We start from the raw sequence: 24,589 nt of genomic DNA on the forward strand, positions 1-24,589 counted from the left end.
CCCGATACCGAGCACCACCGGCCCAAGTGGCAGCTCGCTTTGGACATGCTCGACGACCTCGCCGCCGCCGGTCTGCGGCCCGCAGTCCTGGTCGCGGACACCGGCTACGGCGCGAACGCCGACTTCCGGCGTGGTCTGGACGGACGCGGCCTGGCCTGGATGCTCCAGATCAAGGGCGAGATGACCGCCCATGGTGAAGAGGCGGTGCCATATCAGCCCGACTACGGCGGGCTCGGTCCCCGGCCGCTGCCCCGCTACCGCACCCGCCCGGCGGCCTTGCGCGAGCACGTGCTGGCCGCAGGCCGCGGCAGGGGGCGGACCGTGACCTGGCGCAAGGGCTCGAAAGCGGCGATGAGCTCGCACTTCGTGCTCTTGCGCGTGCGCCTCGCTGGCCGACGGCCCAAGCCCGCCGCCGACGGCACGATCGGTCTGGTCTGGCTGATCGCCCAGTGGCCCGAAGACGAGGCGGAACCGGTGAAGTACTGGATCTCGAACCTGCCGGCCGACCTTCCCGCCACGGACCTCGTCCGTCTGGCGAAAGCCCGCTGGCGGATCGAGCACGACTACCGCGAACTGAAGTCCGCCCTGGGCTTGGACCACTTCGAGGGCCGTTCATTCATCGGCTGGCACCGGCACGTCACCCTCGTCACCGCCGCCCACCTGTTCCTCACCGAACAGCGGAACAGCCCCAAAGCTCCTGCCAGGGCCTGACCCTCTACCAGGCCCTGGACCTCCTCCAACACCTCATCGCCACCTGGACCGCAACCTGCCCCACCTGCCAGCAGACCGTCCCATGGCAGCCCTACGACACCACCTAACAAAGCACTACTAGTACTGCAACGGTGCTTGCCGTGACTGCTGGCCAGTTTGGTCGTTGGTTGCGTCATGGGTGGGGAACTTGCTGTTGCCCGGTCGTGGGCTGGTGAATTGAGGGCCTTGCATGAGCGGTTCGTGCACCGTTTCTCCAGGTCAGAGCCGCGGGAGTCGGCTCTTGCCTATATGCAGGGGCTGATAGCTCCGCTGGAGCGGAAGAACGGATGGACGCTTGCCGAGGAGGCCGGGCATGCGGGTCCGGACCGGATCCACCGGCTGCTGAACCGAATCGACTGGAACGCTGATGAGGTCCTCGACGACGTGCGGGACTATGTCGTCGAGCATCTCGGCGACCCGGAAGCGGTGCTGATTGTGGACGACACGGGATTCCTGAAGAAGGGAGTCCGCTCGGCTGGGGTCCAGCGGCAGTACTCCGGCACCGCCGGCCGGACGGAGAACTCCCAGATCGGGGTGTTCCTCGCCTATGCCGGCGGCCGTGGCCGCACCTTGATCGACCGCCGCCTGTATCTGCCCACGTCCTGGACGGATGACCGTGAACGCTGCCGGGCCGCCGGCATCGAGGACACGGTCGCCTTCGAGACGAAGGTCGTCACCGCAAGGGCGATGGTCCGCCGGGCCATCGCGGAGAAGATCCCGTTCCGGTGGGTGACCGCGGACGCCGCCTACGGCTTCTCCAAAGGTTGGCGGACCGAGCTGGAGCGGGCCGATGTCTTCCACGTCATGGCCACGACCCGGCACGACACCGTCGTCACCCGCTGGGCCATGGACCACCCCGTCCACGACCTGTTTCCCGGTCTCCCGAGGCAGAAGTGGAAGCGCCGTTCCAGCGGCGACGGCGCCCACGGGCCACGGGTCTACGACTGGGCCAGGGTGGAGGTCCGTCCCTGGCACCGCGAAGACCGCCGGCATTGGGTGATCGCCCGCCGCAGCGTGAGCCGGCCGCAGGAGATCTCCTACTACATCGCCTACTGCCCCGCCGAGACCACACTCGACGAGCTCATCCGTGTCGCCGGCAGCCGGTGGGCAGTGGAGGAATGCTTCCAAAGCGCGAAGCAGGAATGCGGCCTGGACGACTACCAGGTCCGTCGCTACGACGGCTGGCACCGCCACATGACACTGGCCATGGCCGCCCACGCCTGCCTCACCGTCCTGCGGGCCCGCGAACTCGACACCGGGAAAGCAGAAACGGATCCTGCGACCTCGTCCCCCTCAGCCTTCCCGAGCTCAGATGCCTGATCCACCGCCTCACCCACCGCCACCCAGCACCCGTCGACCACGTGCTGCAGTGGTCACACTGGCGACGCAGACGACAACACCAAGCCCGCATCAGCCACTACAAACGACGCGGCCACACACCACCAGACCCTGCCAAACCCTCACAGCAAACACCGTTGCAGTACTAGCCCGCGGCGCCCGCCAGGCCGGTGCTCCGGCTCGGCCGCCTGGCCGACCGCTACGAGCGCGGCGTACCGCTACGCGAGCGTGGCCGCGGTGCTCGGCACCAGCATCCTGGACCGCGTCGTGGGCGGCCGGCCCGCGCTGTCGGCGGCCGCGGTGACGGCGCTGTGCGAGGAGCCGACTCTCGGCCAGCTGCGCGATGCCTTGTCGATCCCGTGCGCCGACCTGCTGATCGCATGCGAGCCCGAGTTGCGAGACCGGCACGAGGAAGAGCGCCTCGAGCTGCTCCGCGCGGTGGAGGGCGTCATCGAGTGTGCTGCCGAACTCGGCGACGACGTTCCGACGGAAGCGGCTGCCCTATGGGCCGGGCGGCTCACCGATTTCGACCGCCCGCGCACGGACCCGCTGTACGAAGGCACCCTGCAACGGCTCCTGCGCTACGCCGACCAGCTCCCCAACGAGATCAGCTGGTACCTGAAGCAGTCCCAGGCGGGCGCACTGCCCCACCAGATCCGCACCTGAACAGCACGAGGTCGGGCCGTCGACGCCCAAACGCGCAGGTTCGCGCGGCGCCGCTATCCCGCCATTGGGCTCGGTTGCACATCATCCACGGCCGTCCCGGAGAGGAAGGGACTTCGATGTCCTCTATCAATTCGTCCAGCCCCTGGCGAGCCAGGGGAACGAAGCGTTGCTGACAGCTCTCTACCAGGGCGTTCGTCTCGGCAGCAGTTGACAGATTACGCTCGCGCTGCTCTTCGCTCAGTGGCCCCTGGCTCATCTGCATCAGGGCCTCAATCGGCGGCACGATATGCCGATCTACGGCTTTCGCATATTCCTCGGCAGCCTGGGCAACTTCTGCCAGCCCTTCCAACTGAACTGCGTCGGCTGCGCGGCGAGTCGCGCGAACGGCATCGATCGCGGACCCCCGCCTGATGTCATACCGATGCTGGTCGAACGGCTCCAGTGTGAGCCGCACCAGCTACCAAATGACACCTTGAGCCTCATGGGCAGCGTCCATCAGGCTCTGGTAGCAGCTTGCCTGCGGTCTCTGCGCCATTTCTGCTGCTTGGCCCGCAGTTCGCGAAGCTGAGTGCGATCGCGCGCAGCCTGGTCACGTATCTGTTGTCGTTCCAGGGCCTCCTTCCTGCGCCGCTCAGTTCGAGTCGCCGCCAACGCTGTCAGACCCCAAGTAGCTGACTGTAAGGCTCGGGGCTTGGTTCAGTCGCAGCAGTCGCGGCCGGGACGGGGTCGCCTACAAGGTCCCCGAGCACTCGCTGACCGCGTTGGTAGAACACGGAATTGCCGATCCGGGCCCGGGTGACCAGCCCGGCCCGGTGGAGCCGGGCGAGGTGGTAGGAGACGGTCGAGGGGCTCAGGTGGTGGAGCGCGGCGAGCTGCGTGGTGGTGCGCGGCACATCGAGGTCGGCCAGCAGGGTGCAGCGGGTAGGACCGATGACCCTGCCCAGCGCCTGCTGTGCCGCTCCGTTCGGTAGGGCTTGCGCGGTCTTGGGACTCGTGGGGTAGATGAGGTAGACCGGGCGCTCCCCGCGGGGAGCGACGTTGAGCAGCCAGTTGTGCGCCAGTGGTGAGGGGAAGAGGACCAAGGGTGTGCCGCCGGGTACCTCGGCGCTGAGTCGGTCGGCCAGCCGGAGGGAACTGGCGCCGTAGCGAAACGCCTCGTGCAGCGACTCCAGTGTGCTGCCCATGCCGTAGTGGGCGAGAATCCGGGTCCGCAGGGTGATGTCCTGTTCTGCGTGGGCGGCGACGGCCGACCACCGCCGGGCGAGGCACATGTCCCAGAATGTGCTCATCTCGCGGGCGATTCGCTCGGCGAAGTCCCGCTCGCCGCGGTCCACGGCGTTACGCACGGTGCGCAGCGCGGCCGAGGCCGTCGGCGTCTGGTGCGGCTCGGCGCCGAGCAGTCGGCTGATCTGCGGGGCCACGATATGGCTGGGGGCGGTGGCGACGTGGTGGAGATCCTCGTGCGGATCAGGGGCCCGGCCCGCGGGCGGCGGGGGCGTCAGGAAGACCGGAGCATAGAAGGCCGGAGTGAAGGCGTGGACCAGCTTTCGTACTGCGGCCAGCAGGTGCAGCCGCTTGCCTTGTAGTACGTCAGTGACCTCGCAGTTCGGCAAGGAGCTGTTGGGCACCGCGTTCGGCCGACACGGGTGCAGCACCGCACCGGCGTGCATCAGAGGCGAGACCGCGAACCGGGTGGCCGCCAGCGCGTCAGCGCTCAGGGGGATGGTGATCACGTGCGCCTTCCATGTCCCGACTTTCGAAACTGATCGAATTACCTTCTCCCAGGTCTCGTCCACCTGTTTGACTCTCAATTCCGGGCGCCAGCCGTTACCGGCGCCGAGAAGGAAAAGTGAGCACTGACCGCGCTCCCAGAAGAGGGGAAACTATGACCGCAACAGGCAGCTGGACGCGTAAGGTTGCGGTGACAGCGACGCTGGCCACGGCAGCCCTCGTTCTGAGCAGTGGCGCCGCTTCGGCCGGGACGACGGGAATCAGCTCGACGGTGGGGGCCAAGGGCGGTAGCGCCACGGCACCTGGCGCCGGAGCCGAGAGCCGGGACGGCGCCGAGGCGCCCCCGGCGGCTGCCAGCACTGCCGCCAGCGGCTTCACCGCCTCCAGCCCGGCATCAGCTGACGGCTTCGTCACATGGAAGAACGCGGCCACCGGCAAGTGCCTGGAGCTCATGCCCGGGTTGAGTAGCGGCGATGTCCAAGCTAGGCCGTGCTACAGCAGCAATCCGTACCAGAAATGGTACGAGACCCGCCTTGACACTGGAAATTACACTTTGCGGGCTAAGGATAACCGGGGTAGGTGGTGGTGCCTCGACAGCAACAAAGCCGGCAGCGCGTACGTGAGGAAGTGCGAGGATGGAAATAAAAACCAGATGTGGGCAGAGATAAAGAGGCCCGCCGGCTGGGAGCTCGCAAACGTCGCGACAGTCCGCGCTCTCGACAGCAACCGCAACGGGTCGGTGTACACAAACTGGTACGAGGGTGATAGGAACAAGTACCAGCACTGGCTGTAGGGGACTGTGTGGCCGCAGCGTGCGAAGAATCCGTTCTCCTATTTGCTGTGAGGGCTTGAAACAACGAAAGCCTCCGCCCATCCAAGTGGATGGGCGGGGCTTCGTCCGTGCAACTCGATACCCTGGCCGCCGCCTTCACTGCTCCCGATGCCGTACTGGTGGCATATTCCCGCTAGAGTGCGCTGTGTCCGGCACCGGCCGGCGACGATCCCGAACCTTCCGGTGTCGCCGACCGGTGGGACATCATTTACGACATTTTCCCAGCGCCGACGAGATCGGCCAGATGAGTTGGATATGCCTTCCATGGACGGGCTAGCTTCTCACCCTTGAATGGCGTGCTATTTCGAGCTGAGTGAACAAGCCGTCTTGGCGTCAGACCTCTTGACGCCGATGTCCTGTAACGTAAGCTGACACGCCAGCTTCGCGGGACCACTCCCATTCTCAGCAGCATTGCATGACGCCTTCGCAACAGGCCCGATCACGTAGCCATGATTGCGCAGAAACGTCGTACAGTCGCGGGGGGTGGCGCTCGCCGGAGGGGAGGTGATGACCACTCCCGCGAAAGCGAATGATGCCACCGCTGCGGACCCAATGAAACCTCTGACTAGTTTTCTCACAGTGAGCTCCTAAGCTTCCGGGATTTGGGAAGTGACTCAGGCTCTGATCTGATTTGAAATCTCTTCAGCAGGGCTGAATTACTCTCACAACGTATAGGTGACTGTCACAAGACCGGCAGGGGCCAGAGGAGGATTCCTACCCGCCAAGCGGCGGAGTGCCCCTCCTACCGTGGTAGGAGGGGCACTCCGCCGCTTGAACCAGTTGATGGTGCGTTGGGTTTCGTTTCCTTCGGACATATCGAGCCTGGTTAAAACCGGCAGGGCCTGTAGCCCTTACTGCCTCGGCGGGGTGTCAGTGAGCTTCTTCGAGTTGGCCACCGATCGGGTGATTACGACTGAGCGCTTCAGTGTCGAGCGGGCGGCTGCAGCGCCCGGTGCCAACAGCTTGGCAAGCCGGGACAAGGGTCCACTCGAGCTTGCCGGCGTGAACGCCAACCCGACGGCAAGGCCGGTGAGCGACGAGCAAGCTGTTGTCAGCCGCCGGCTCTAAGGTCGGCCCTATGACATCAGACCTGGTCCAGGACTCATGGACTCGCATCGACGCGTGGCTGCGCGAGCACGCGCCCCGCACTTTTGCCACGCTTCGGCCGCCCGCAGGAGACGAGGAGATCGCAGCAGCACAACAGGAATTGGGGGTCACCTTTCCTCCGGACCTGATCGCTTCACTCCTCCGGCACAACGGGGCGCTGGAGGGACCTGAGGCTTTCCGGTTCAGCACGGGCGACCGGCTGCTCGGAGTGAGCGGAATCCTCGGGGACACCGGGTTCATGCGCGGCATCAACCAGGGCCTCGACGGGGAGACCGAGGGCTACTGGCTTCACGACTACGTGAAGTTCGGTTCTTACGACGTGACGTCGGACGGTCTTCTGATGGATTGCCGTACTGGGCGGGACTCCTTCGGCGCCATCGGGCGGTTCTTCGACGAGACCGGCACCAGCTTCGGAGAAGCCGACTCGCTGGGTGAGTATCTGGCCGAATTGGCTGGCAAGCTTGAGCGCGGCCAGGACGCTGGTGTCGTCACGTTCAACGGCCGGCTGTTCTGGGAGGGGCCTCTGCCTGCCAGGCCGCAGCCCAGTGCCGACGAGCCCCTTCCCGGACCGGATGAGCAGCTCCCGGAGCTGGACCTGTCCTTCAGTCCCACCGACCTCCTCCATGTGAGCCACCTGGACGGGCATGAGGAACTCGGTGCGTTGATCGCGACCCTGCCGTATGAGCGGGTGGTCGACGCCGCGCGGAAGCAGCTGCGCAGACTGGCGGTCGAAACGGGCCTGAACAACTACCCGGAGGTCAAGGCAGCCCTGGACGCTTGGGAGCGCGGCGTGGCCCCGCCACAACCGGACCAGACCGGCCCGCTCGCCTTGCGACTCCGCGCGGTGCTTGCGCAGGCCGACACCGGACGAGAGCGCACGCGCAGGTGGGCCGCGGAGCAGATAGCGCTCGGGATCTGGGGGTCCCCGTACAGGTCCGTGTGCGACAGCGCAAACATGCGAAGTCACTTCACCCTCGACTGGCGTGCGGATCTGCATGCGGACCTGGGCCATCCGCCACTGCCACCGATACCTGACGACCGATTTTGGGGGGCGCTGCGCAACCCCGCCATCGACTCCAGTTGGTACGCGGCTCAGTACACCCAAGATCAGGACTGACCCCAGGGTTTCGGTTCCGCGTGAGCGCTTCATGTGACGGTTATCGCCAGACGAAGCGCTCAATCACAGTGATCTTCTTCAGCGCTGCCGCTCCAGCGTGAGGATGGCTTTGACTATTGACGTCATGCGGTTGGGGCTGCACCGGGACCTGCGGAAGATCCGCCAAGACTTCAGACTCGCGACGCCGCGTTCAACGGGCGCTCGTGCTGCGGCCAGCGCCCGGTTGAGGGTCTTCTCGGTGGGAGTGAGTCCCTGGAGTGGCTTGCGTTTGATGCCGGTCGTCAGCCACGGTCCTGCGCCTTGGTAGGCGAGATCAGCCAGGATGGGAACGCCCTGGCGCTCGCAGATCCGGATGATCCGGTGGGTGCGGGCGGCGGTCAGGTCGTGTGTGCGGCCCGGCAGGGCGGGCGAAAGCCACAGCAGTCGGCCGCAGGGGTCGGTGACGACCTGCACGTTCACGCCGTGGCGCCGGTGTTTGTGGGAGTAGTCGGCCCGGCCGTCGCCGACCCGGTCGCACTCGGCGAGGGTGCTGTCAAGCAGGATGAAGTCGGGATCGTGCTCGCGCAGCGTCTTGAGCAGACCTGGTGCTCGTTCGGCGAGTAGGTCGACGACCGCGCGGGTGTAGGAGTGGGCGGTGGACTCGCTGATCCCGAACCCGGCGGCGATCTTCGCCAGAGTGGTGTGCTCTCGTAGGTACACCAGTGCCACCATCGCCCGCTGAGACGGACGGAGCTTGCAGCGCCGGTCGCCCTCACGGGTGACAACCAGCATGGTGACCCACTCCACCAGCGCATGCGGCAGGTCAAGTGCGGCAGGATGGATGACCAACGAGGCCCCCGAGCAACGTGATTGAGACGTCAGACATCTCGATCAACAGCTCGGGGGCCTCGTTCGTTGCGCTTCACGGCCCATCACCCGATCGGTGAGCAACTTGAAGAAGCTCACTGAACCTGAAAGTGGTCGCGGGGCGTCTCCAAGAGGTGCGCAGTGCTGAGCTGCCAACACCGGCGTGGGATAGGAGTCCTTCGCTGGCATGGTCGCGCCATCTGGCAGATCTCATGGAGCCGCACTGATGGTGATGGGCAGTTCCTTGAGGGCGTGGGACCGGAAGGACGCGCGCCACTGGAGTTGCTCTGTGCGGACCGCGAGCCGGATGCCGGGGAAACGCTGGAGCAGCGTGCCCAGCGCGATCTGGATCTCCAACCGTGCCAGGGGCGCACCCAGGCAGTAGTGCAGCCCGTGCCCCAGGGCGAGATGAGCCTTGTCTTCACGGCGTAGGTCGAAACAATCCGGGTGGGCGTATCGGGCAGGGTCACGGTGGGCGGAAGCCAGGCACAGCAGGATGGTGTCCCCGGTTGGGATGGCTACGCCTCCGATCTGGACCGGCTCAGTGGCGAAGCGCCGGATGGCCATTTGGTTGGGGTGCGCGTAGCGCAGGATCTCCTCGACGGCCGCGGGCAGCAGGTCAGGAGTGGTGCGTAGGATGGCGAGCTGCCTCGGGTGGCGTAGCAGCGCGAGCAGGCCGCCGCTGATGATGTGCTGGGCGTTCTCACTGCCGGCCATGAGAATCAGGAAGGCCAGGGAGACCAGCTCATCCTCACTGAGCCGATCGCCCTCGTCGCGGGCGGCGATCAGGGCGGAGAGCAGGTCGTCACCGGGTGTCGCGCGCCGGAGAGCGACGAGCCCTATCAGGAATCGGTGGATGCGGTCCACCGCTTCGGAGACCTGACTTGGGTGTTCGGGAGCGAGCATGGTGCCCACCCAGGTGGAGAAGGGGAGCCGGTCAGCTTCGGGGACATCGAGCAGGTCACCTATGACTGCGAGCGGCAACGGGTTGGCGAACTCGGTGACCAGGTCGGCACAGCCACGGGTGGTGAGACGGCGAGCGAGACGCGCGGAGAGGTCGTCGGCTGCGGACTGGATACGACCACGCAAGTCCTCGATGCGGCGGGGGGTGAAGCCCTTGGAGACCAGCCGTCGTAGCCGTAGGTGGTCATCCGGATCGATGTTGAGGAGGTTGGCGTCGAGGGCGGGCGGCAAGCAGAAGCCCGTGTAGCCAGTGCTGGAGTGGGCCTTGTTCACCGAAAGTCTCGGGTCGGTGAGCCCGGCGCGGATGTCAGCCTCTCTGGTCACGAGCCAGACGGGGGAGCCGTCGGGAAGCGCGATCCGGTGAACAGGGCCCCCGTCACGGAGGCGCGCGTATGTTGGATACGGATCGGCAAAATGCGCGCTGTCAAATGGCTGAGGAAGCACCCTGGGCGGGAACGGAATTGTCATGCGAGTTCCTTGGAGCCGGGAGTGATTGTGGACTGCCGGATAACGTCTGTGACAACCGGGGAGTTGGTGAAGGCATGAGCCAGCTTGCGCTGGAAGGTGATTTCGGCAGCGAGGTCCTCAGGCTCGGCCGTGCGGGGGAAATCTGTGTGCTGGGCCGACAGAACGCCTAGGGCTTTCGCCTGAAGTGCGGCCCTGAGTTGGACCGCCTCTATTGTGGCGGCCAGCTCAATGCCGTGAAGTCCGGCAGCTGCGGCCCGCTGCCTGGCCTCCGTGGTCAAGGCGGGAACCATCCACAAACGCAGCGCCCATTGGGCGTCACGGATTTCGACCACGCGGCGGTATAGTCGGGTGCGTAGATCCATGCCCGGACCCAGACGGAGCACGGACTCGGGCACCTGGGCCGTGACTTCGCTGTGGAGCGGGCCCAGCTCACGGTAGGCGCGGTAACAGTCGATCCGCTCCCACAGGGCACTAAGGTAGCGACCCCAGTCGGGCAGAGTCCATCCAAGTGTCTTTGTAATAGTGGCAATAGTCACGGCGATCTGGGCAACGGGCTCCCAAGCATGCCCGCTGGTCCCGAATTGACCGGCAACGATGTCTGCCGTGCGACACCCAATGTAGATCATGGCGAAGGGAAGGGTCATTGCGATGAGGAAGAGCCCACGGCGTAGCCATCGGGTAGGCGCGATCTTGGCGTAGCGCCAGCACATAATTCCTACGTCGATCTGGTTGGCGGCATAGGCAAGCAAATAGACCGTAAGGTAGGCGGGATAGTACTGGGCCTTGGTCACAGCGAAGTCGTTCGGTGCCTCTCGCTGATGGGTAGCTGCCGAGAATAGGGCCACCATAGCGATCAAGGCAGTGGCGAGTGCGATCAGCCGTGGAATCGCCTTTCGCCAGGCGACTTCCGGCTTATAAGAGAGATGGAGCAATATGAGTTGTTGACAGGCAGTCAGCAGGATCACGCAGCTCTGCGTAAGCAAGCCGGAGAAGTTGACGACCCCTACTGTGCGGCTAGTCGCTGCCCATATGGCTGGAGTTGAGACAGTGTAGGTGACGGACAGGAAGAAGAAGTTTCCGATCAACGCAACCTGGGTGACCGATCGGTCAGTCCGCAGGACACGTAACTTGTAGATCAGAGCGAGAAAGGCCATTGCCGCACAGGTCGGATAGAGGATGCTATTCATCTCTTCCTCGGGTGTCGGGTTTTTCGAGCGCGGAAAGCCGAACGATGAGCTCTTGGGCGCCGGGTGGAACACTCCGGATGCGTTCCACGCTCCACGTGCTGATCTGGCGCCCAATCAAGGAAGCGACGAGTTCCGCTTCGATTTCGGCCTCTGAGTGCGAATGTTCACGGCCGAGAACCCGTCGTACCAACGCTGGGTCGAGGGAGGGCAGGAGTAGCTGGGAGGCTTCTGGGGTCATCACCGGGGCTGCTTCATGACCACAGATCAGGTGCCCGATCTCGTGGAGGATGACCTGATGCTGGTGTACTGGAGCGAGGCGTTGTTCGAAGACGATGTAGTCCTCGCCGTCCGCGGAAACCCATATGCCGTCGGGACTGCCAAGGGGCAGAGGCAGTGGCACAAGGTGGATCGGGCGTCGGTACACGTGCGCTAAGTGGTTGCATAGCCCCTGAACCGTCAGCTTCGTGTGCGCGGAAAGATTCAGGTCCCGCACGAGGGCTTCACAGCGCTGCTGGAGACTTGCCTTCTGCCGGTCCCCTGCCCGGAGCCGCCACCGCGTGACCATCACAGCTCGCCATCGTCTGCGTTGGGCTCGCCGCCATCGGCCGCGGGCAGCTCGTGCAGGGTGTCACGGGCGGCCTTCGCGGAGGCGAGGATCCCCTGAAGGAGGTCGGACAGAGCCGATACTGAGGCGGCGGCCGGGCTTGAGGATGTCGCCGTCCGCAAGGCGACGCTGTGCACCCCGCGCCGCCGGAACTCCTTGACCGTCTCCAGTTCGACGTTGACTTGCCGGAAGACTTGATCGTCGAGGAAGTAGGCTGGGCGCTGGATACCCAGGCTGTATGCCACCTTCACCAGCGTCTCGATGGTTAGGTTCGTGCCATCTGCAGACTCAGCCGATGCCAGAGTGCGCTTTGACACCCCAGCGCGTTCGGCCAACTGGGCCAGGGTAAAGGGCCCTTCTGGATGGTGCTGGCGGACATGCCTCAGCCGCGTGGCGAGATCCGTCTTCACGGCGCGGACGTAGCCCTCCAGGTCGGCAGTCTCTGCTGTTTCAGATGCTCCGCGCTGGTTGTCCACTTTTCACCGCCTCTCGTTGCAGGATGCTGCACCAAAGTGCAGCATGTTGCCATAGTGCCGGGCTGCGCTGCGATCCCTGCTGCGGGGAGGGAGCTGATGAGAGGGAAACGCAGCATGCTGGGCGGGCGCGAGCACTACGCCGCTGGGGAATCTCCGGAGATCCACTCTAGTGGCGCCCTGAGCAGACGGATGTCCGTCCGGCCAAATGTGGAGCCTTGGTCGGCCGCTCTGACCAGGCAGCGGACGGTCGGGGTCTTGCCGCCGCTTCTCGACCGCCAGAAGATCCTGGCGCCCGGCGTATCGATCCCACTCCCTTTCAAATGCGACTGCGGAGTCCAAGGTGTACCTGTCGGGCCGATGGGCTCGCGCGCTGGCGAAGCTGTGGAGCGGAGCCGTCGCAGTAGCACCTCGCCGTGGCGGAAACACTGAACAGTGCATAAGTTTTCAACTCGCGAGTAGGCGGCCTTTCGGCCGGGGGCTATTCGTGTAATCCCGCCGACTCGGACGCGAAGCTCACGGAAGTTGTTCCAGACCAACAGGGGGAAGAAGTGTCTGATGGCCGACCGCATGAGGATTTGATGCGGAACAAAGGTGTTCTGGTCGTTCATAGCGCACCAGCCTTTCGATACGGACTGGCGCTCGGCCTTAAGGAGTCGGGCTTCATCATCTATGAATCCGACTGTATCGATGTTTCCGATGAGATCGAGTGGGATGCCTGCTTATTGCACGCCCGCCCGGAATGCACAGCTGTGATCTCTCAGCTGAGGCAGACCTGGCCGTCTCGGGCCGTCATCGCACTGCTCGAAAAGCCTTCCGTGGACGACTATCGCTCTGCCCTGACCGCCGGGGCGCAAGGAGTGGTCGGCCACGACGCACAGATAGAAGAGATCGGGGAGGCGGTGCGGTGTGCGCTACGGGGGAATAGCCGCCTCCCGTCCGAGGTCGCGCAGGCGCTCGCCGACCGGACGGCCGCGGCGCCTAGCGCGCTGGTCCTCAGCGGACCCGAGATGGATCTGCTGCACCAGCTCGCCTCCGGTACATCGATCGCGGACGTTGCCAGATCCGCCGGCTACTCCGAACGGCAGATGTACCGACTTGTGCGAAATCTCTACGGCCGAGTCGGTGCCCGCAACCGCAGTGAGGCCATCGCTGCGGCTGCTCGGTGGGGGTTACTGGCTGCCGACCAGAACCCTGCAGGATTCTCCAGGTCAGCCACATCCGCTGCATCAGTCGACTGACTAGGGCAGCATCCTGACATCCCTATGGCAGGAATTGACTCCGCTAATGACAGAAACCCCAGTAGCTTTGTCGGGAATTCCGAGCTGGTGGCATGGACTTCTTGATGATGTCGTCCGTACTCTCGAATAGCGCGAGATCGCAAAATCGCGCGAGCTGGTGCACCGGCTAATCCATCGATCAACAACATGAGGGAGTTGGAATATGTACTCCAAGCCCACTGCGCTTAAGATCGGCGCGTTCGGAAAGCTCACCATGCACAGCCGTCCGGCGAGGAAGGACAAGGCTCACCGGCGCCGTCCGCGCCACGTGATTCTCTGATCGCTGATCCCTAGAGGATCGGATCCCTAGACGGTGGTGCGGACGCCACCTCAGTGGCGTCCGCACCACCGCACCCGTAACCATGTGTCTGGATGGGGACTTCCTTCCATGAATCTATTCGACCGCTCGGGCGAGTGGCTCGTCATCCTCCCGGACCACCCGGAGTCAACAGCGATCGCCGCCAGGCTCGGTCTGACATCGCAGCGGGTGGATCACCCGTCCGGTCGACCGTGGCTCATCGGTGAATGGGACCCGGCGGACCTCCGGGTCGGTACGGCCGGCCCCACCAAGGTGGCAACCCTCGGCTTCTGCTCGGCGGACTCAGCGCGACTCACCGACATCGCCGCCCATGTCCGACACGTCGCCGAACTGGACCGTGCACAGGACAAGCTGGCTGGCTGCTTCCACTTGCTGGCCACGGTACGTGGCACGACCCGATCGCAGGGAACCCTCTCCGGACTGCGTAGGCTGGTTTACACCCAAGTCGGTGGCATGACGGTTGCCGCCACCCGGGCGGACGCGCTGGCAGCACTCGCCGGTGCTGATGTCGACGAGCAGCGGCTGCTGTTGCGGCTGTTGCTGTCAGAGGTGGCCCTACACACCGTCAACATGCCGTTATGGCATGGGATCCACGCAGTAGAGGAGGATCATTCCCTCATCCTCAGCCCTCAGGGCAACGCTCGGATGACTCTCCGCTGGACGCCGCCCGCGGATGACCTGTCGCTCAACGAGGCAGCTGGCAGGCTACGAGAAGCTTTGACAGACGCGGTCCAGACCCGGGTCGACTCCGGGCTTTCGCTGACCGCCGACCTGTCCGGCGGTCTGGACTCCACCACGCTTTGCTTTCTTCTCGCCAGGGCTGGCAGCCCGCTGACCACCCTCACGACCCTGGCGGCAGACCTCGGTGATGACGACCCGAAATGGGCGGACATCGCCGCCAAGAACCTGCCAGGCGTACGGCGACTCAAGGTTCCCTTCACGGACCTACCCACCTCGTACGGAGACCTCCTCAAGCCAGGTCCAGCGGGCGAAGAGCCGTTCCCCGGTGTGGAGGACCGGACGATATACCGGGCGATCGCCAAGATGGTCGGCGCAGAGGGCTCACAGGCGCACATCACTGGCGACGGTGGGGACGAAGCGCTCCCCGGCGGCTCGACAGGGGTGTTCGACATTCTCCGCACTCGCCCGCTGACCGCGCTGTCCTACATGCGCGGCTATCGTGCCCTGGAGCACTGGACCTGGTCGGACATCGGGCGCATGGCGCTCGAGCAACGACGCTCCTACCCTGCTTGGCTAGCTGACCGCGCCCGACGAATCGTCGCCTCACCCCTGGACGATGAGGACGAGGGCGCATCCTCCTTGCTCCAGCTCCCCCCGTGGGCTACACCCGACGCAGTGGCAGCCGCGCGGAAATTACTCGGCGAGGAGGCCGGGAGTGCACGGCAACACGGTCGCAACTGGACCGCTCACCACACCATCTGGGGTATCAGGTTGTGCGCGAGCCTTATACGGGGGACTGCTTCGCTGTACGCGGCTGAGGGAGTCAGACTCACTTCGCCCTACCTGGACGACGCGGTCATCAACGCCTGCATGTCGGCTCGGGCCCATGAGCGGCGCACACCCTGGACCTACAAACCCCTGCTGACTGAGGCGATGCGCGGAATCGTGCCCGACCAGTCACTGGCCCGTACGACCAAGGCCGAAGGCTCCAACGTGGAGCACACAGGCATTCGCACGAACATCAGCAAACTCGCTGGGCTTTGCGAGGATTCACGCCTCGCCGCACTTGGCCTGATCGATCCCGCGAAGTTGCGCGCAATCTGCACGGGGTTCCAGATTCGACTCTTCACCCCTTACGCGATGTCCATGACCTTTAGCTGCGAACGGTGGTTGCGCGATCTCGAGAGCCAAAGCGCCGAGCCGATGACGCTCAGCCGAACCGACGTGGAGGCATCCCGATGACCCTCCGACTACGCGAAAACGTCTCACTGGCCGAGACCGCTGATGGCAGCGTGCTGCTCGACCAGCGTTCCGGCGAGTACTGGCAGCTCAATCACAGCGCGTCGCTCACACTGCGGATGCTGCTGGAGGGTGCCAGTGAGGATGAGGTGGCCGGTGCACTTATCGTCGACTGCCCTGCTGGCGAAGTGAGTGCCGAACAGGCGGTCCTCGACATCCGTGAGCTGGCCGAACAGCTCATCGACGCAGAATTGACGGTGCGCTTATGAGTACCCCCGAGACGTTATTTCGCATCAGCGACCGGATTCCGGTGCGCACCCGTTTCTTGGCGCGTGTCGCTGTCGCGGCGGCTCTGGCGCTGACCCGGCTACCGCCCCGGCACATCCGCGTGATCTTGACCTGGCTGCGCGGCCGGGCGGGTAGGGCCAACTACGGACAGGCTTACCAGGCACGCCAGGCCGTAGTCGCGGTCAGTGTCACATGCGCGGGTAAGGGATGTCTGCCACGGTCGATCGCCACCGCGCTACTGTGCCGCATGCGGGGGTACTGGCCGGTCTGGCGCGTGGGGGCCCGGACCGCACCGTTTGGCGCGCACGCCTGGGTCGAAGCTGAGGGGCGCGCTGTCGATGAAGGCCCGGGGATCGACTCTTTCCACCCGCTGATGTCGGTCGAGCCGCGGGACGGTTGAGGAGGAAGGCACGTGTTAACAAGCTTCCGGTCCACTCGCAGGGACGATACGGACGAGCTGGAAGAGGCTGCCGCCGAAACCTGGGGCGACGACGAAGAGCCACGGTCGGTGGAGTCCCTGCGTGTAGGGTTTCGGGATCTCTTGCGTGTGACCCGTGGCCACCGCAGGGCACTTGCCATAGCCTTGACGCTTTCCCTGTTGGGCGCGGTCATGGGCCTGGCCCAGCCGTTGCTGGCTGCGAAGACCGTCGACCGGTTTTCCGCCGACCGCCCTTATCTGCTGCTGACCGTCGTCCTCGGCGTGGTATTCCTCGTCGAGGCAGCGCTCTCGGCACTCGCGCACTATTCGCTGGAGCGCACCAGCGAGGGGCTTGTGCTTGACCTCCGGCTCCGCATCATCGACAAGATGTTGCGGCTACCCATGCGCCGTTACGAAAAGCATCGTCTCGGGGACCTCCTGACGCGCACTACCAGCGACACCACTCTACTCCGTGACTCGATCGCCTATGACCTGTCCGAGGTCGTGGTCGGCTTCTTCGTCATCGCTGGTGGCATCTCCATGATGCTCTGGCTGGACGCCGGCCTGTTCCTCATCGTGCTGGTCATCGTCGGTGCGATCGGCGGGCTGACCATGCTGGTCCTGGCCGGCATCCGCAAGGCCGCCGAGGACGCTCAGGACAGCCTGGGGGCAATGTCGTCCGAGCTGGAACGGGCGCTGTCCGCCATCCGAACCGTGCGCGTCATGCGCGCCGAAGGCCGGGAGCGCGAGCGCATCGGGCGGCTGGCCAGGCAGGCGTACGAGCAGAATCTGCAGGCTTCCAAGCGCGAAGCGGTGGTCGGGCCATCTATGACGCTTGCCATGCACGGCTCGATGATGGCCGTACTCGTGGTCGGCGGAATTCGGGTGGCCGAAGGCCAGTCCTCACTCGCCGACATGGTCGGATTCCTGCTTTACGTCACCTACATCTCAGCACCTATGGCTAATCTCTTCGATGTCATGGCCACACTCCAGAGAGGAATGGCTGCTCTGCAGCGCATCGAAGGGGTGGCGCAACTGCCCGGCGAGACCGACCACGCCCCGACGACCACGAATCTCCGCAAGCCGTCGCCGCCGACCGATGGCACGACGCCTGCCGTGGAGTTCCGTGACGTCTGCTTCGGCTACGAACCGGACCGCCCCGTGCTGCGTAATGTCTCCTTCACCGTGCCGCGCAACACGCATGTCGCCCTGGTCGGACCCTCCGGTGCCGGCAAGTCCACGGTCTTCTCACTGCTTGCCCGGTTCTACGAACCGGATCACGGGCGGATCCTGCTCGACGGCGTGGACATCACGAACGGCATGAGTATCCACCAGTGCCGGTCCATGATGAGCCTGGTCGAACAGAGCGCCCCGGTCCTGCACGGATCGCTGCGCGAGAACATCACCTACGCCAAGCCGGACGCCGACGACCAGGAGCTGCGCCGCGTCGTGGAGCTGGCCAGTCTCGACTCCCTGGTACGTCGGCTGCCGAAGGGATTGGACACACCTGTCGGAGAACACGGCGACATGCTCTCCGGCGGCGAGCGCCAACGCGTGGCCATCGCCCGCGCACTGCTGTCTCGCCCCCGGTTGCTGCTGCTTGATGAGCCGACCTCTCAGCTGGATGCCGCGAATGAAGCGGCTCTGACCCGCACGATCGAGCAGATCTCCACTGAGTGCACCCTCATGGTGATCGCTCACCGGCCGTCCACCATCCGGGCCGCCGACTCCGTGGTGGCGTTCAAGGCCGGCCGGGTGGTCGCCACCGGTACCCACGCGGAGATCGATTCGAGTATGCGGATCCTCCAAGGTCGCTGTGGTAGCGACTGCGGACACAGTTGAGGCGGCGCCGGTCGCCCTCGCTCATCGCCAGATAGTACTTCGCCCGGATCTGGGAACGGGACATGAGCCCGAACTGGCGGCGGCAGAATCGCCGCCGCAAGGGGTTGCCGAACTTCCGGCTGGTGCGTTTCGCTGATGATTTTGTGGTGCTGGTCTCCGGCACTCGGTCCGATGCCGAAGCCATCAAGTCGGAGATCGGCGAGCTGCTGGCCAGCAGCCTGAAGATGACCCTCTCGGTCGAGAAGACACACCTCACCCACATCAACGACGGCTTCGTCTTCCTGGGCTTTCGCATCCAGCGCAGGCGCAGAGGCGACGGTCGTCAGGTGGTGCTGACAATCCCGTCCAAGGACGCCTTGGCACGGGTGATGCACAAGATCAAGGAGGCCACAGGAACAGGAGCGGTCTCGCTCCGGTTGTTGGACGTGCTGCGGAAGATCAACCCGATCCTGCGGGGCCGGGCTGCGTACTTCCGCTACGGCGCATCGAAGAGACCCTTCGCCTACCTGGGCTGGTATGCCTGGTGGCGGGTGATCTACTGGATCCGCCGAAAGCATCCCCACATGACCTGGAAACAGATCCGGCGACGCTACTACGGAGCCGATCGGATCTGCGACGACGGCCTGGTCCTTTACAGCCCGGTGAAGATGCGCGTCGAGCGTTACCGCTACCGCGGAGCGCAGATCGCCACGCCGTTCAACATCGACGAGATCGACCCGGTCGGAGCCCGTTTCCGGCGGACCGGTCACGACGACGCGGCGTTCGTCGGGCACGTCTCCGAACTCGTCAGCTGAACCCATCGGTTCACATGGAGAGCCCGGTGCGGGGATGACCCGCACGCCGGGTTCGGCGGGCGGGGACGGGGAAACCGACGGCCGAGAAGCCGCACGGAACCCCGTCCCCGACCCAACAGATCCAGGCATTGGACCGGTCTCAGCCCGTTCTGCCGATGGTGCCCGGAGTCCCTGAGCGCCGCAGTCACGACTACGTCCGCGCCGGCACCACCACCCTGTTCGCCGCTCTTGAGGTCGCCACCGGCAAGGTGATCGGCTCTCTCCACCGCCGGCACAGGGCCGTCGAGTTCAAGAAGTTCCTGGCCAGGCTCGACAAGGAGGTGCCCGCGGACCTCGAGGTCCATCTCATCCTGGGCAACTACGTCACCCACAAGACACCCGCGGTCAAGAAGTGGCTGCTGGCCCACCCGCGCTTCCACCTGCACTTCACGCCCACGAGTTCCTCGTGGCTGAACACCTGGTGGAGCGGTGGTTCGCCGAGCTCACGCAGAAGAAGCTCAAGCGGGGCGTCCACCGCTCCGTCCAGGCACTGGAACGCGACATCCGGGCCTGGCTCGCCGACAGGAACGACAACCCACGGCTGTTCGTCTGGACGAAGACCGCCGACGAGATCCTCGACAAAGTCGCCGCCTACTGTCGAAGAATCTCTATCTCTGACTCAGATCACTAGTACTCCAGTTGCACTTTGCTATTGCCGCTGGTCAAAGGCCTGTTTTCGAGTGTAGCGAGCTGACTGGTCGTCATGTTGGTGGAGTTCGTGATGCCGGTGCGGCGTTGGTAGTGACAGCGTTTGGCGGTGGCCTGGTGGCGCCGTCGGAAGCGGGACCATCTCAGGGCGTGATGCGTGTGCTGACGGTGACTTGCTCCAGGGCGGCAAGCTGCCATGAGCTTGCGGATCTCCGCCAGGCTGAGCGGGACGAGGAAAGATCCGTTTCTGCTGCCCCCCTTTCAGCGGCGTTGGCGGCGGCCATGGCGGCGAGGAAGGCGTGAGCGAGCATCGCGAGGGTGATGTGCCGGTACCAGCCCGGGTAGCGCCGGACTTCGTACTGGTCGAGGCCGCATTCGTTCTTCGCACTCTGGAAGCAGCACTCGATCGCCCAGCGGCTGCCGGCGACGGCGACAAGCTGGTTCACGGTGGTCCCCGTGGCCGCGTATGCCAGGTAGTAGGCGATCTCGTCCGGGCAGGCGATGTTGCGGCGGGCCAGTACCCACCTACGGTGCGAGGGCCCGTCACCCTCGAAGAACGGGACTGTCGGCAGCATTGCGGCCGCCCAGTCGTAGACGCGTGGGCCCTTGGCGCCGTCGCCGCAGGAGAGCCGTTCCCAGGAGTCGTCGGGTGCGTCGGAGATGAGCTGGTCGATGCGCCAGCAGTCGGCCAGGGACTTGACCTGCTGCGACTTCGGCACGGCGACGACGTACCCGACTCCGGCTTCCTCAAGCATGCGGCGGAAGTGCCAGTCTTGGCCGTAGAGCGCGTCCGCGGTCACCCACGCGATGGGCAGTGGTGAGGCCAGCGCCCTGGTCACCAGGTGCCGGGCGAGCTCGGTCTTGGTGGCGAACGCGCGACCGTCGGGTACCCCCGCCGCCCGGCACCGTTCCCGGTCGGACATCCAGGACTTCGGCAGGTACAGCTGCCGGTCGACCAGGGTCCGGCCCCGCGTCGAGGCATAGGCCGCGAACACGGCGACCTGGCAGTTCTCTGTACGTCCCGCCGTGCCCGAGTACTGCCGCTGCACGCCCGCCGAAGTGGCCCCCTTCTTGAGGAAGCCTGTCTCGTCGATGATGAGGACACCGTCAGGCTCGCCGAGCCGTTCGGCCACGTATTCCTGCAGGTCGTCACGGACCTCGTCCGGATCCCACCGGGCCCGGTTCAGTAGGTGCTGCAGACCAGCCAGCACATCATGGCCGACGTACTCGGCCAGCTGCCAGCCGTTCTTCCTGCCGACAGGACCGAGCAGCCCGCGCACGTAGTCCCGCATCCGCCGCCGCAGATCGACCCGGCCGAACCGGTGACCGATCCGCAGCAGCACCTCCTCCAGCTCCGAAGCCCAGACATCGGGCCGCACATCATCTTGCACGATCAGCACAACAGCCATCACATGCCGCCGGTCACGAACTCCAGCAACATGACGACCAGTCAGCTCGTTACACTCGAAAACAAGCCTTTAACCAGCGGCAATAGCAAAGTGCAACTGGAGTACTAGGCCTGCGCTTCGCCATGGACCCCCCTCAGCCTGCGACCGACCCTCGACACTATCGGCCCGCTCCCCCCGGTGTCCGCAGCGCGTCCGGCCGGGAGGCCCGTGCTGCGGCGGTGCCACGACCACGGCCGTCATCGCCGCCACTCCTGCGGGCCGGGCGGTCGGTGTCGACGAGCACGCCGGCGGCCACCAGGTGCTCGACGAACGCGGTGATCCGGCCTTCGACGGCCTCCGGGTCCTGGCCAGCGGGGAGGGCGATCTCATCTGCGAGCCCGGCTGTGCCGCCTCGCACGGTGCCGGCGCCTGCCAGATCCGCGAGGCGTCCGGATCGAGCATCATCCACGCCCCGCGACGGGTGTCGAGCGCGGCCGTGCCCTGCAGGCCGGCGGCGTGGTGAACATGGAGCGTGGGGGTAGAATGCCGCCTCCAGCGCGGGCGTGGTCTGGTCAGCCACGCGTGGGGCGATGCGCCGGCCGTCGTGACGGCGATTCCGGGCTGTGTTCTCGGTGGAAGCGGGGCCCGGTCGGCGGCTTCGCCGGGTGAGGACGGTTGAGCCCGGCAACGGTAGCGGCGGCGGTAGAGACGACACAGCTGATCGTGGACGTGAGCATGCGTGTGCGTGACTACCGTGGTGTGGGGTCTTCGCTGCGATCGTCAACGACCCTATGAAACGGGCTTCTTGACCGAAATTGTCCTTCCGGCACGCCGGTCGGAGATGCCCGATGGTGCAAGCCACTATCCCGTAACTGATCTTTGGCAGCACGAGAGTCGCTGGCCGGGACGGCATCCCAGGTTCCCCTGGGGGAGGCACTGACCTCGGTTCACCCCTGCGACCGCACGACACAGCAGCGGGTGGCAGGCGCCTCCTCCCGACAACGTGCGGACCTCCCGACCTGGGGAGATGAGCAGGGCCCTGTTATCGTGCGCCGATGTCAACGATCAAACAGTTCCAAGTGACCTTCGACTGCGCGGAGCCTGCGCGCCTCGCCGCCTTCTGGTGCGAGGTGCTGGGGTACGTCGTGCCGACGGTCCCGGAGGGCTTTGCCACGTGGGAGGAGTACCACCGCTCGCTGCCGCCCGAGGATGAGATCTACTTCGCGTGCACTGATCCCTCGGGTGTGGGCCCGCGCTTGCTCTTCCAGCGAGTTCCCGAAGGGAAGGTCGTCAAGAACCGGGTGCATCTCGATGTGCGGGCCGGCGCCGGGCTCGTGGGTGAGGAGCGCCTGGCCACACTCGAGGCCGAATGCGCGCGGCTGATGGCGCTCGGCGCGAAACACGTGCTGACGCAGCGCGCCGATGGCGTCAACGAGTCGTGCATCACGATGCAGGACATCGAGGGCAACGAGTTCTGCCTCGACTGATTCTCCTCCGAGACTGCGAGGTGGGGAGCCGTCTCCGGCCTTGGGGAGCATCGGGGCAGCCGATATCGGTTGCCCCGATGCTCCCCAAGGCCGGTCTCCCGTGGACCTCTCAGGTCCCGCATTGCGGCGGGAGTCATCCCGTGAGAGCGAGGTTGTGTAGGCGGGCAACGCGGTGCATCGCGTGGCGTACACCGTCGCCTCTCAAGCGGCAGTCGCGCAGGGTCTTCCAGGTCTTCATACGGGCGAAGGCGTGCTCGACGCGGGCGCGAACCCGTTTGTGGCTCTTGTTGTGGGCCTCCTTCCAGTCGGGCAGTTCCTCGCCCTTGCGCCGGCGGTGCGGCATGATCAGCCCGGTGCCCAGGTAGCCGCCGTCCGCGATCGTCGTAGTGTTGCCGACCGCCCGCTTGGCACCGGACTCGACCCAGGCCAGGCAGTCGTTGCGGTTCCCCGGCAGCGGCCGGCCGACCACCACGACCGGGCGGGTGTCGGCGTCGATGACCACCTGGTGGTTCGTCGAGTAGCGATTCCACGATCAGCACCGCGTCCTTGGCGAAGCGCCTGCGCGGGGCCAGCGCGAGCCTGGGGCCGAGGTGGTCGATGACGCGATCGGTGGACTTGGACACTCCGAAGAGCGGCGCGAGTTGGCACAGGGTCAAGTTGGTGTGCCAGTACGCGGCCACCAGTAGCACCCGGTCCTCCAGGGACAGCTTCCACGGCCGGCCACGGCCCGGCGCGTCGCCGCCCTCGCGATGCAGCTGCCTCATCAACTTGCCGAAGGCACGCGGGCTCAGTCCGGCGAACGGGGCCATCCAGGACGGCTCAGACGCCGTGATCACACCAGCCACGGCCGAGATCATCCCACGGCAAGATCACTTACGGGACAACCCTTACCGGGAGGGCAAACCGCTGCCGGGCGGCTTCAAGCTCGGCATCAACCCCGGCCTGGTCAAGCACGAAGGCACCCAGACCGTCCTGTGGGGCGAAGGCGTCCGGGACCAGTTCAACGCCCCGGAACTCAACCTCGCCCGGTACATCAAGGACGGCACCGTCACCGACGCCGACAACGGAGAGTAGGAGAAGGCGACGATGAGCCTGTTCGGGACGGCCTGGACGCTGCGGTGCACAAGTCCTTCACCCGCCCGGCACCCAAGAGCGCGGGCGCGCAGATGCGCTACCTGGTCAAGCAGCTCAAGAGCACCAAGCCGGTCGCCCAGATGCTGCGCATCTCCCAGCGTACCGTCGAGCGGTACGTGAAGGACCAGATCAGAACACCCCGCCCGGACCTCGCCGCCCGCCTGGAGCGGGAGGTGAAGAAGCGGTGGCAGCCGCAGATCCGCGCGAAGGCGCGGCAGAAGGCGGCGACCACCGGCGGCATCGTCATCGACACCCGAGCCCGCCTCGGCTACGCCGCGCCGATCGGCTCGACCGACCAGGACCGCATCCGGCACCTGACCGTCGCCCTGCCACCCCACTACGCCGCCCGCCTCTTCGACGCCCAGGACCAGGGAGCCGACGACGACCGCCTGCGGGAGATCGCCGCCGAAGCGCTCAAGGAGGTGTACTTCCAGGACGGCGGTCGCCGCGCCGGCTCCCTGGAGGAAGTCCGCTTCACGGACGTCGAGCACGTGGAGTTCGACCTGTAGAGGATGCGCCCCCGGCAGCCCCCGGCAGCTCGCGGGCCCGGACCGGCCGGTCCGGGCCCGCTCGCGTATCCACGGGGGCTGATGGCTCACGCACGCGATGGCGTGGCTCAGCAACGTCGCCCCGTACCGTTCACCCCGTGCCCGTGCCCGTGCCCGTGACCGTGACCCTCGCCGGGAGAACCGACCGCGAACCGACGTCGGACGACCACCGGCGCGTCGGGAGTGCGGGGGGAGTACAGGAAGTCACAAGGCGGCCCCTCCCTGAGCTTTTCTCCGGTTCCGACGGGTCCGGACGCGGCCGTGTTGCTCACGGTTGCCTGAACGAAGGCGCCTTTTCGGTTTCCCGCCGGCCACAGGCTTCTTCCGCGTCCGCTGCGGCGGGAAGGGCCCAGGACACGCCGCCACGTCGGCCCGCAGCGGAGCGACCGGGCACGCAGGGAC

General features: G+C 65.7%; 20 protein-coding genes and 4 pseudogenes. 16 read left to right on the forward strand and 8 right to left on the reverse strand.

Going from position 1 to position 24,589, the window contains the following annotated elements:
* The 3 genes from CD790_RS33375 to CD790_RS33385 all read left to right on the forward strand — a co-directional run.
* Positions 1–711 (forward strand): transposase (locus CD790_RS33375; protein WP_144387140.1); only part of this gene is annotated, 711 nt, incomplete at its 5' end.
* Between the two features lie 174 nt (positions 712–885).
* Complete coding sequence (locus tag CD790_RS33380; protein WP_144387141.1) at positions 886–2,070, forward strand: IS701 family transposase; 1,185 nt, start codon at positions 886–888, stop codon at positions 2,068–2,070.
* Between the two features lie 255 nt (positions 2,071–2,325).
* Positions 2,326–2,754: a hypothetical protein gene (locus CD790_RS33385; protein WP_144387142.1), complete on the forward strand. Its 429-nt coding sequence runs from the start codon at positions 2,326–2,328 to the stop codon at positions 2,752–2,754.
* A 656-nt stretch (positions 2,755–3,410) separates the two neighbouring features.
* On the opposite strand, the gene CD790_RS33390 is transcribed toward CD790_RS33385, so the two are convergent.
* Complete coding sequence (locus CD790_RS33390; RefSeq protein WP_144387143.1) at positions 3,411–4,487, reverse strand: helix-turn-helix transcriptional regulator; 1,077 nt, start codon at positions 4,485–4,487, stop codon at positions 3,411–3,413.
* A gap of 152 nt (positions 4,488–4,639) precedes the next feature.
* Between CD790_RS33390 and CD790_RS33395 the strand changes: the two genes are divergently transcribed.
* The 3 genes from CD790_RS33395 to CD790_RS33405 all read left to right on the forward strand — a co-directional run bounded on the left by CD790_RS33395 (position 4,640) and on the right by CD790_RS33405 (position 7,541).
* Positions 4,640–5,278, forward strand: coding sequence for an RICIN domain-containing protein (locus tag CD790_RS33395; RefSeq protein WP_144387144.1), 639 nt, complete (start codon positions 4,640–4,642; stop codon positions 5,276–5,278).
* Positions 5,279–6,190: 912 nt separating this feature from the next.
* The gene (locus CD790_RS33400) at positions 6,191–6,385 is read left to right on the forward strand and encodes a hypothetical protein (RefSeq protein WP_144387145.1); all 195 of its coding nucleotides are present in this window, start codon (positions 6,191–6,193) and stop codon (positions 6,383–6,385) included.
* Between the two features lie 10 nt (positions 6,386–6,395).
* Complete coding sequence (locus CD790_RS33405) at positions 6,396–7,541, forward strand: SMI1/KNR4 family protein (protein ID WP_144387146.1); 1,146 nt, start codon at positions 6,396–6,398, stop codon at positions 7,539–7,541.
* Between the two features lie 78 nt (positions 7,542–7,619).
* Here CD790_RS33405 and CD790_RS33410 read toward each other — a convergent pair whose 3' ends face one another.
* From CD790_RS33410 to CD790_RS33430, 4 genes are all read right to left on the reverse strand, one after another.
* Positions 7,620–8,369, reverse strand: coding sequence for a transposase family protein (locus CD790_RS33410; protein WP_144387147.1), 750 nt, complete (start codon positions 8,367–8,369; stop codon positions 7,620–7,622).
* A gap of 228 nt (positions 8,370–8,597) precedes the next feature.
* Positions 8,598–9,818: a cytochrome P450 gene (locus CD790_RS33415; protein ID WP_144387148.1), complete on the reverse strand. Its 1,221-nt coding sequence runs from the start codon at positions 9,816–9,818 to the stop codon at positions 8,598–8,600.
* Positions 9,815–11,077, reverse strand: a complete 1,263-nt coding sequence (locus tag CD790_RS33420; protein ID WP_260868094.1) for an MAB_1171c family putative transporter — start codon at positions 11,075–11,077, stop codon at positions 9,815–9,817. The genes CD790_RS33415 and CD790_RS33420 overlap by 4 nt, the downstream gene beginning before the upstream one ends.
* A gap of 492 nt (positions 11,078–11,569) precedes the next feature.
* A complete protein-coding gene (locus CD790_RS33430) occupies positions 11,570–12,085 on the reverse strand; it encodes a helix-turn-helix domain-containing protein (protein WP_144387151.1) in 516 nt (171 codons plus the stop codon).
* Positions 12,086–12,663: 578 nt separating this feature from the next.
* Here CD790_RS33430 and CD790_RS33435 point away from each other — a divergent pair.
* The 7 genes and pseudogenes from CD790_RS33435 to CD790_RS33465 all read left to right on the forward strand — a co-directional run.
* Positions 12,664–13,323, forward strand: coding sequence for a response regulator transcription factor (locus CD790_RS33435; RefSeq protein WP_144387152.1), 660 nt, complete (start codon positions 12,664–12,666; stop codon positions 13,321–13,323).
* A gap of 427 nt (positions 13,324–13,750) precedes the next feature.
* On the forward strand, positions 13,751–15,604 hold the full coding sequence (locus tag CD790_RS33440) for an asparagine synthase-related protein (RefSeq protein ID WP_144387153.1): 1,854 nt from the start codon (positions 13,751–13,753) through the stop codon (positions 15,602–15,604).
* Positions 15,601–15,870, forward strand: a complete 270-nt coding sequence (locus CD790_RS33445; RefSeq protein WP_144387154.1) for a lasso peptide biosynthesis PqqD family chaperone — start codon at positions 15,601–15,603, stop codon at positions 15,868–15,870. Before CD790_RS33440 ends, CD790_RS33445 begins: the two co-directional genes overlap by 4 nt.
* Entirely contained in the window at positions 15,867–16,289 is a 423-nt protein-coding gene (locus CD790_RS33450; protein ID WP_144387155.1) for a lasso peptide biosynthesis B2 protein, read from the forward strand. The genes CD790_RS33445 and CD790_RS33450 overlap by 4 nt, the downstream gene beginning before the upstream one ends.
* Before the next feature lie 12 nt (positions 16,290–16,301).
* On the forward strand, positions 16,302–18,149 hold the full coding sequence (locus CD790_RS33455) for an ABC transporter ATP-binding protein (RefSeq protein WP_144387156.1): 1,848 nt from the start codon (positions 16,302–16,304) through the stop codon (positions 18,147–18,149).
* Between the two features lie 62 nt (positions 18,150–18,211).
* On the forward strand, positions 18,212–18,943 hold the full coding sequence (locus CD790_RS33460; protein ID WP_144387157.1) for a group II intron maturase-specific domain-containing protein: 732 nt from the start codon (positions 18,212–18,214) through the stop codon (positions 18,941–18,943).
* A gap of 116 nt (positions 18,944–19,059) precedes the next feature.
* Positions 19,060–19,613: pseudogene (locus tag CD790_RS33465) on the forward strand (IS630 family transposase); the annotation flags it as partial.
* Between the two features lie 160 nt (positions 19,614–19,773).
* Here CD790_RS33465 and CD790_RS33470 read toward each other — a convergent pair.
* Positions 19,774–21,039 (reverse strand): IS701 family transposase, encoded by a 1,266-nt coding sequence (locus CD790_RS33470; protein WP_144387158.1) that lies wholly within the window; start codon positions 21,037–21,039, stop codon positions 19,774–19,776.
* Between the two features lie 157 nt (positions 21,040–21,196).
* Positions 21,197–21,436, reverse strand: a complete 240-nt coding sequence (locus tag CD790_RS33475; protein ID WP_144387159.1) for a hypothetical protein — start codon at positions 21,434–21,436, stop codon at positions 21,197–21,199.
* Positions 21,437–22,073: 637 nt separating this feature from the next.
* Here CD790_RS33475 and CD790_RS33480 point away from each other — a divergent pair.
* Positions 22,074–22,505: a VOC family protein gene (locus tag CD790_RS33480; RefSeq protein ID WP_144387160.1), complete on the forward strand. Its 432-nt coding sequence runs from the start codon at positions 22,074–22,076 to the stop codon at positions 22,503–22,505.
* A gap of 133 nt (positions 22,506–22,638) precedes the next feature.
* On the opposite strand, the pseudogene CD790_RS33485 reads toward CD790_RS33480, so the two are convergent.
* A pseudogene (locus tag CD790_RS33485) lies at positions 22,639–23,350 on the reverse strand (transposase).
* Between the two features lie 40 nt (positions 23,351–23,390).
* Between CD790_RS33485 and CD790_RS33490 the strand changes: the two are divergent.
* Positions 23,391–23,579 (forward strand): annotated as a pseudogene (locus tag CD790_RS33490) (hypothetical protein); the annotation flags it as partial.
* A 12-nt stretch (positions 23,580–23,591) separates the two neighbouring features.
* Positions 23,592–24,148, forward strand: a pseudogene (tpg, locus tag CD790_RS33495) (telomere-protecting terminal protein Tpg).
* Positions 24,149–24,589: the final 441 nt, after the last annotated feature.

Source organism: Streptomyces sp. SAJ15, from assembly GCF_007595705.1.
GTDB lineage: Bacteria > Actinomycetota > Actinomycetes > Streptomycetales > Streptomycetaceae > Streptomyces.

Bases quoted from the DNA above. Each gene is read 5' to 3' on its own strand.
- CD790_RS33380 (WP_144387141.1), top strand. From the start codon at position 886: ATGGGTGGGGAACTTGCTGTTGCCCGGTCGTGGGCTGGTGAATTGAGG.
- CD790_RS33395 (WP_144387144.1), top strand. From the start codon at position 4,640: ATGACCGCAACAGGCAGCTGGACGCGTAAGGTTGCGGTGACAGCGACG.
- CD790_RS33405 (WP_144387146.1), top strand. From the start codon at position 6,396: ATGACATCAGACCTGGTCCAGGACTCATGGACTCGCATCGACGCGTGG.
- CD790_RS33415 (WP_144387148.1), bottom strand. From the start codon at position 9,818: ATGACAATTCCGTTCCCGCCCAGGGTGCTTCCTCAGCCATTTGACAGC.
- CD790_RS33435 (WP_144387152.1), top strand. From the start codon at position 12,664: ATGCGGAACAAAGGTGTTCTGGTCGTTCATAGCGCACCAGCCTTTCGA.
- CD790_RS33440 (WP_144387153.1), top strand. From the start codon at position 13,751: ATGAATCTATTCGACCGCTCGGGCGAGTGGCTCGTCATCCTCCCGGAC.
- CD790_RS33445 (WP_144387154.1), top strand. From the start codon at position 15,601: ATGACCCTCCGACTACGCGAAAACGTCTCACTGGCCGAGACCGCTGAT.
- CD790_RS33450 (WP_144387155.1), top strand. From the start codon at position 15,867: ATGAGTACCCCCGAGACGTTATTTCGCATCAGCGACCGGATTCCGGTG.
- CD790_RS33460 (WP_144387157.1), top strand. From the start codon at position 18,212: ATGAGCCCGAACTGGCGGCGGCAGAATCGCCGCCGCAAGGGGTTGCCG.
- CD790_RS33470 (WP_144387158.1), bottom strand. From the start codon at position 21,039: ATGGCTGTTGTGCTGATCGTGCAAGATGATGTGCGGCCCGATGTCTGG.
- CD790_RS33480 (WP_144387160.1), top strand. From the start codon at position 22,074: ATGTCAACGATCAAACAGTTCCAAGTGACCTTCGACTGCGCGGAGCCT.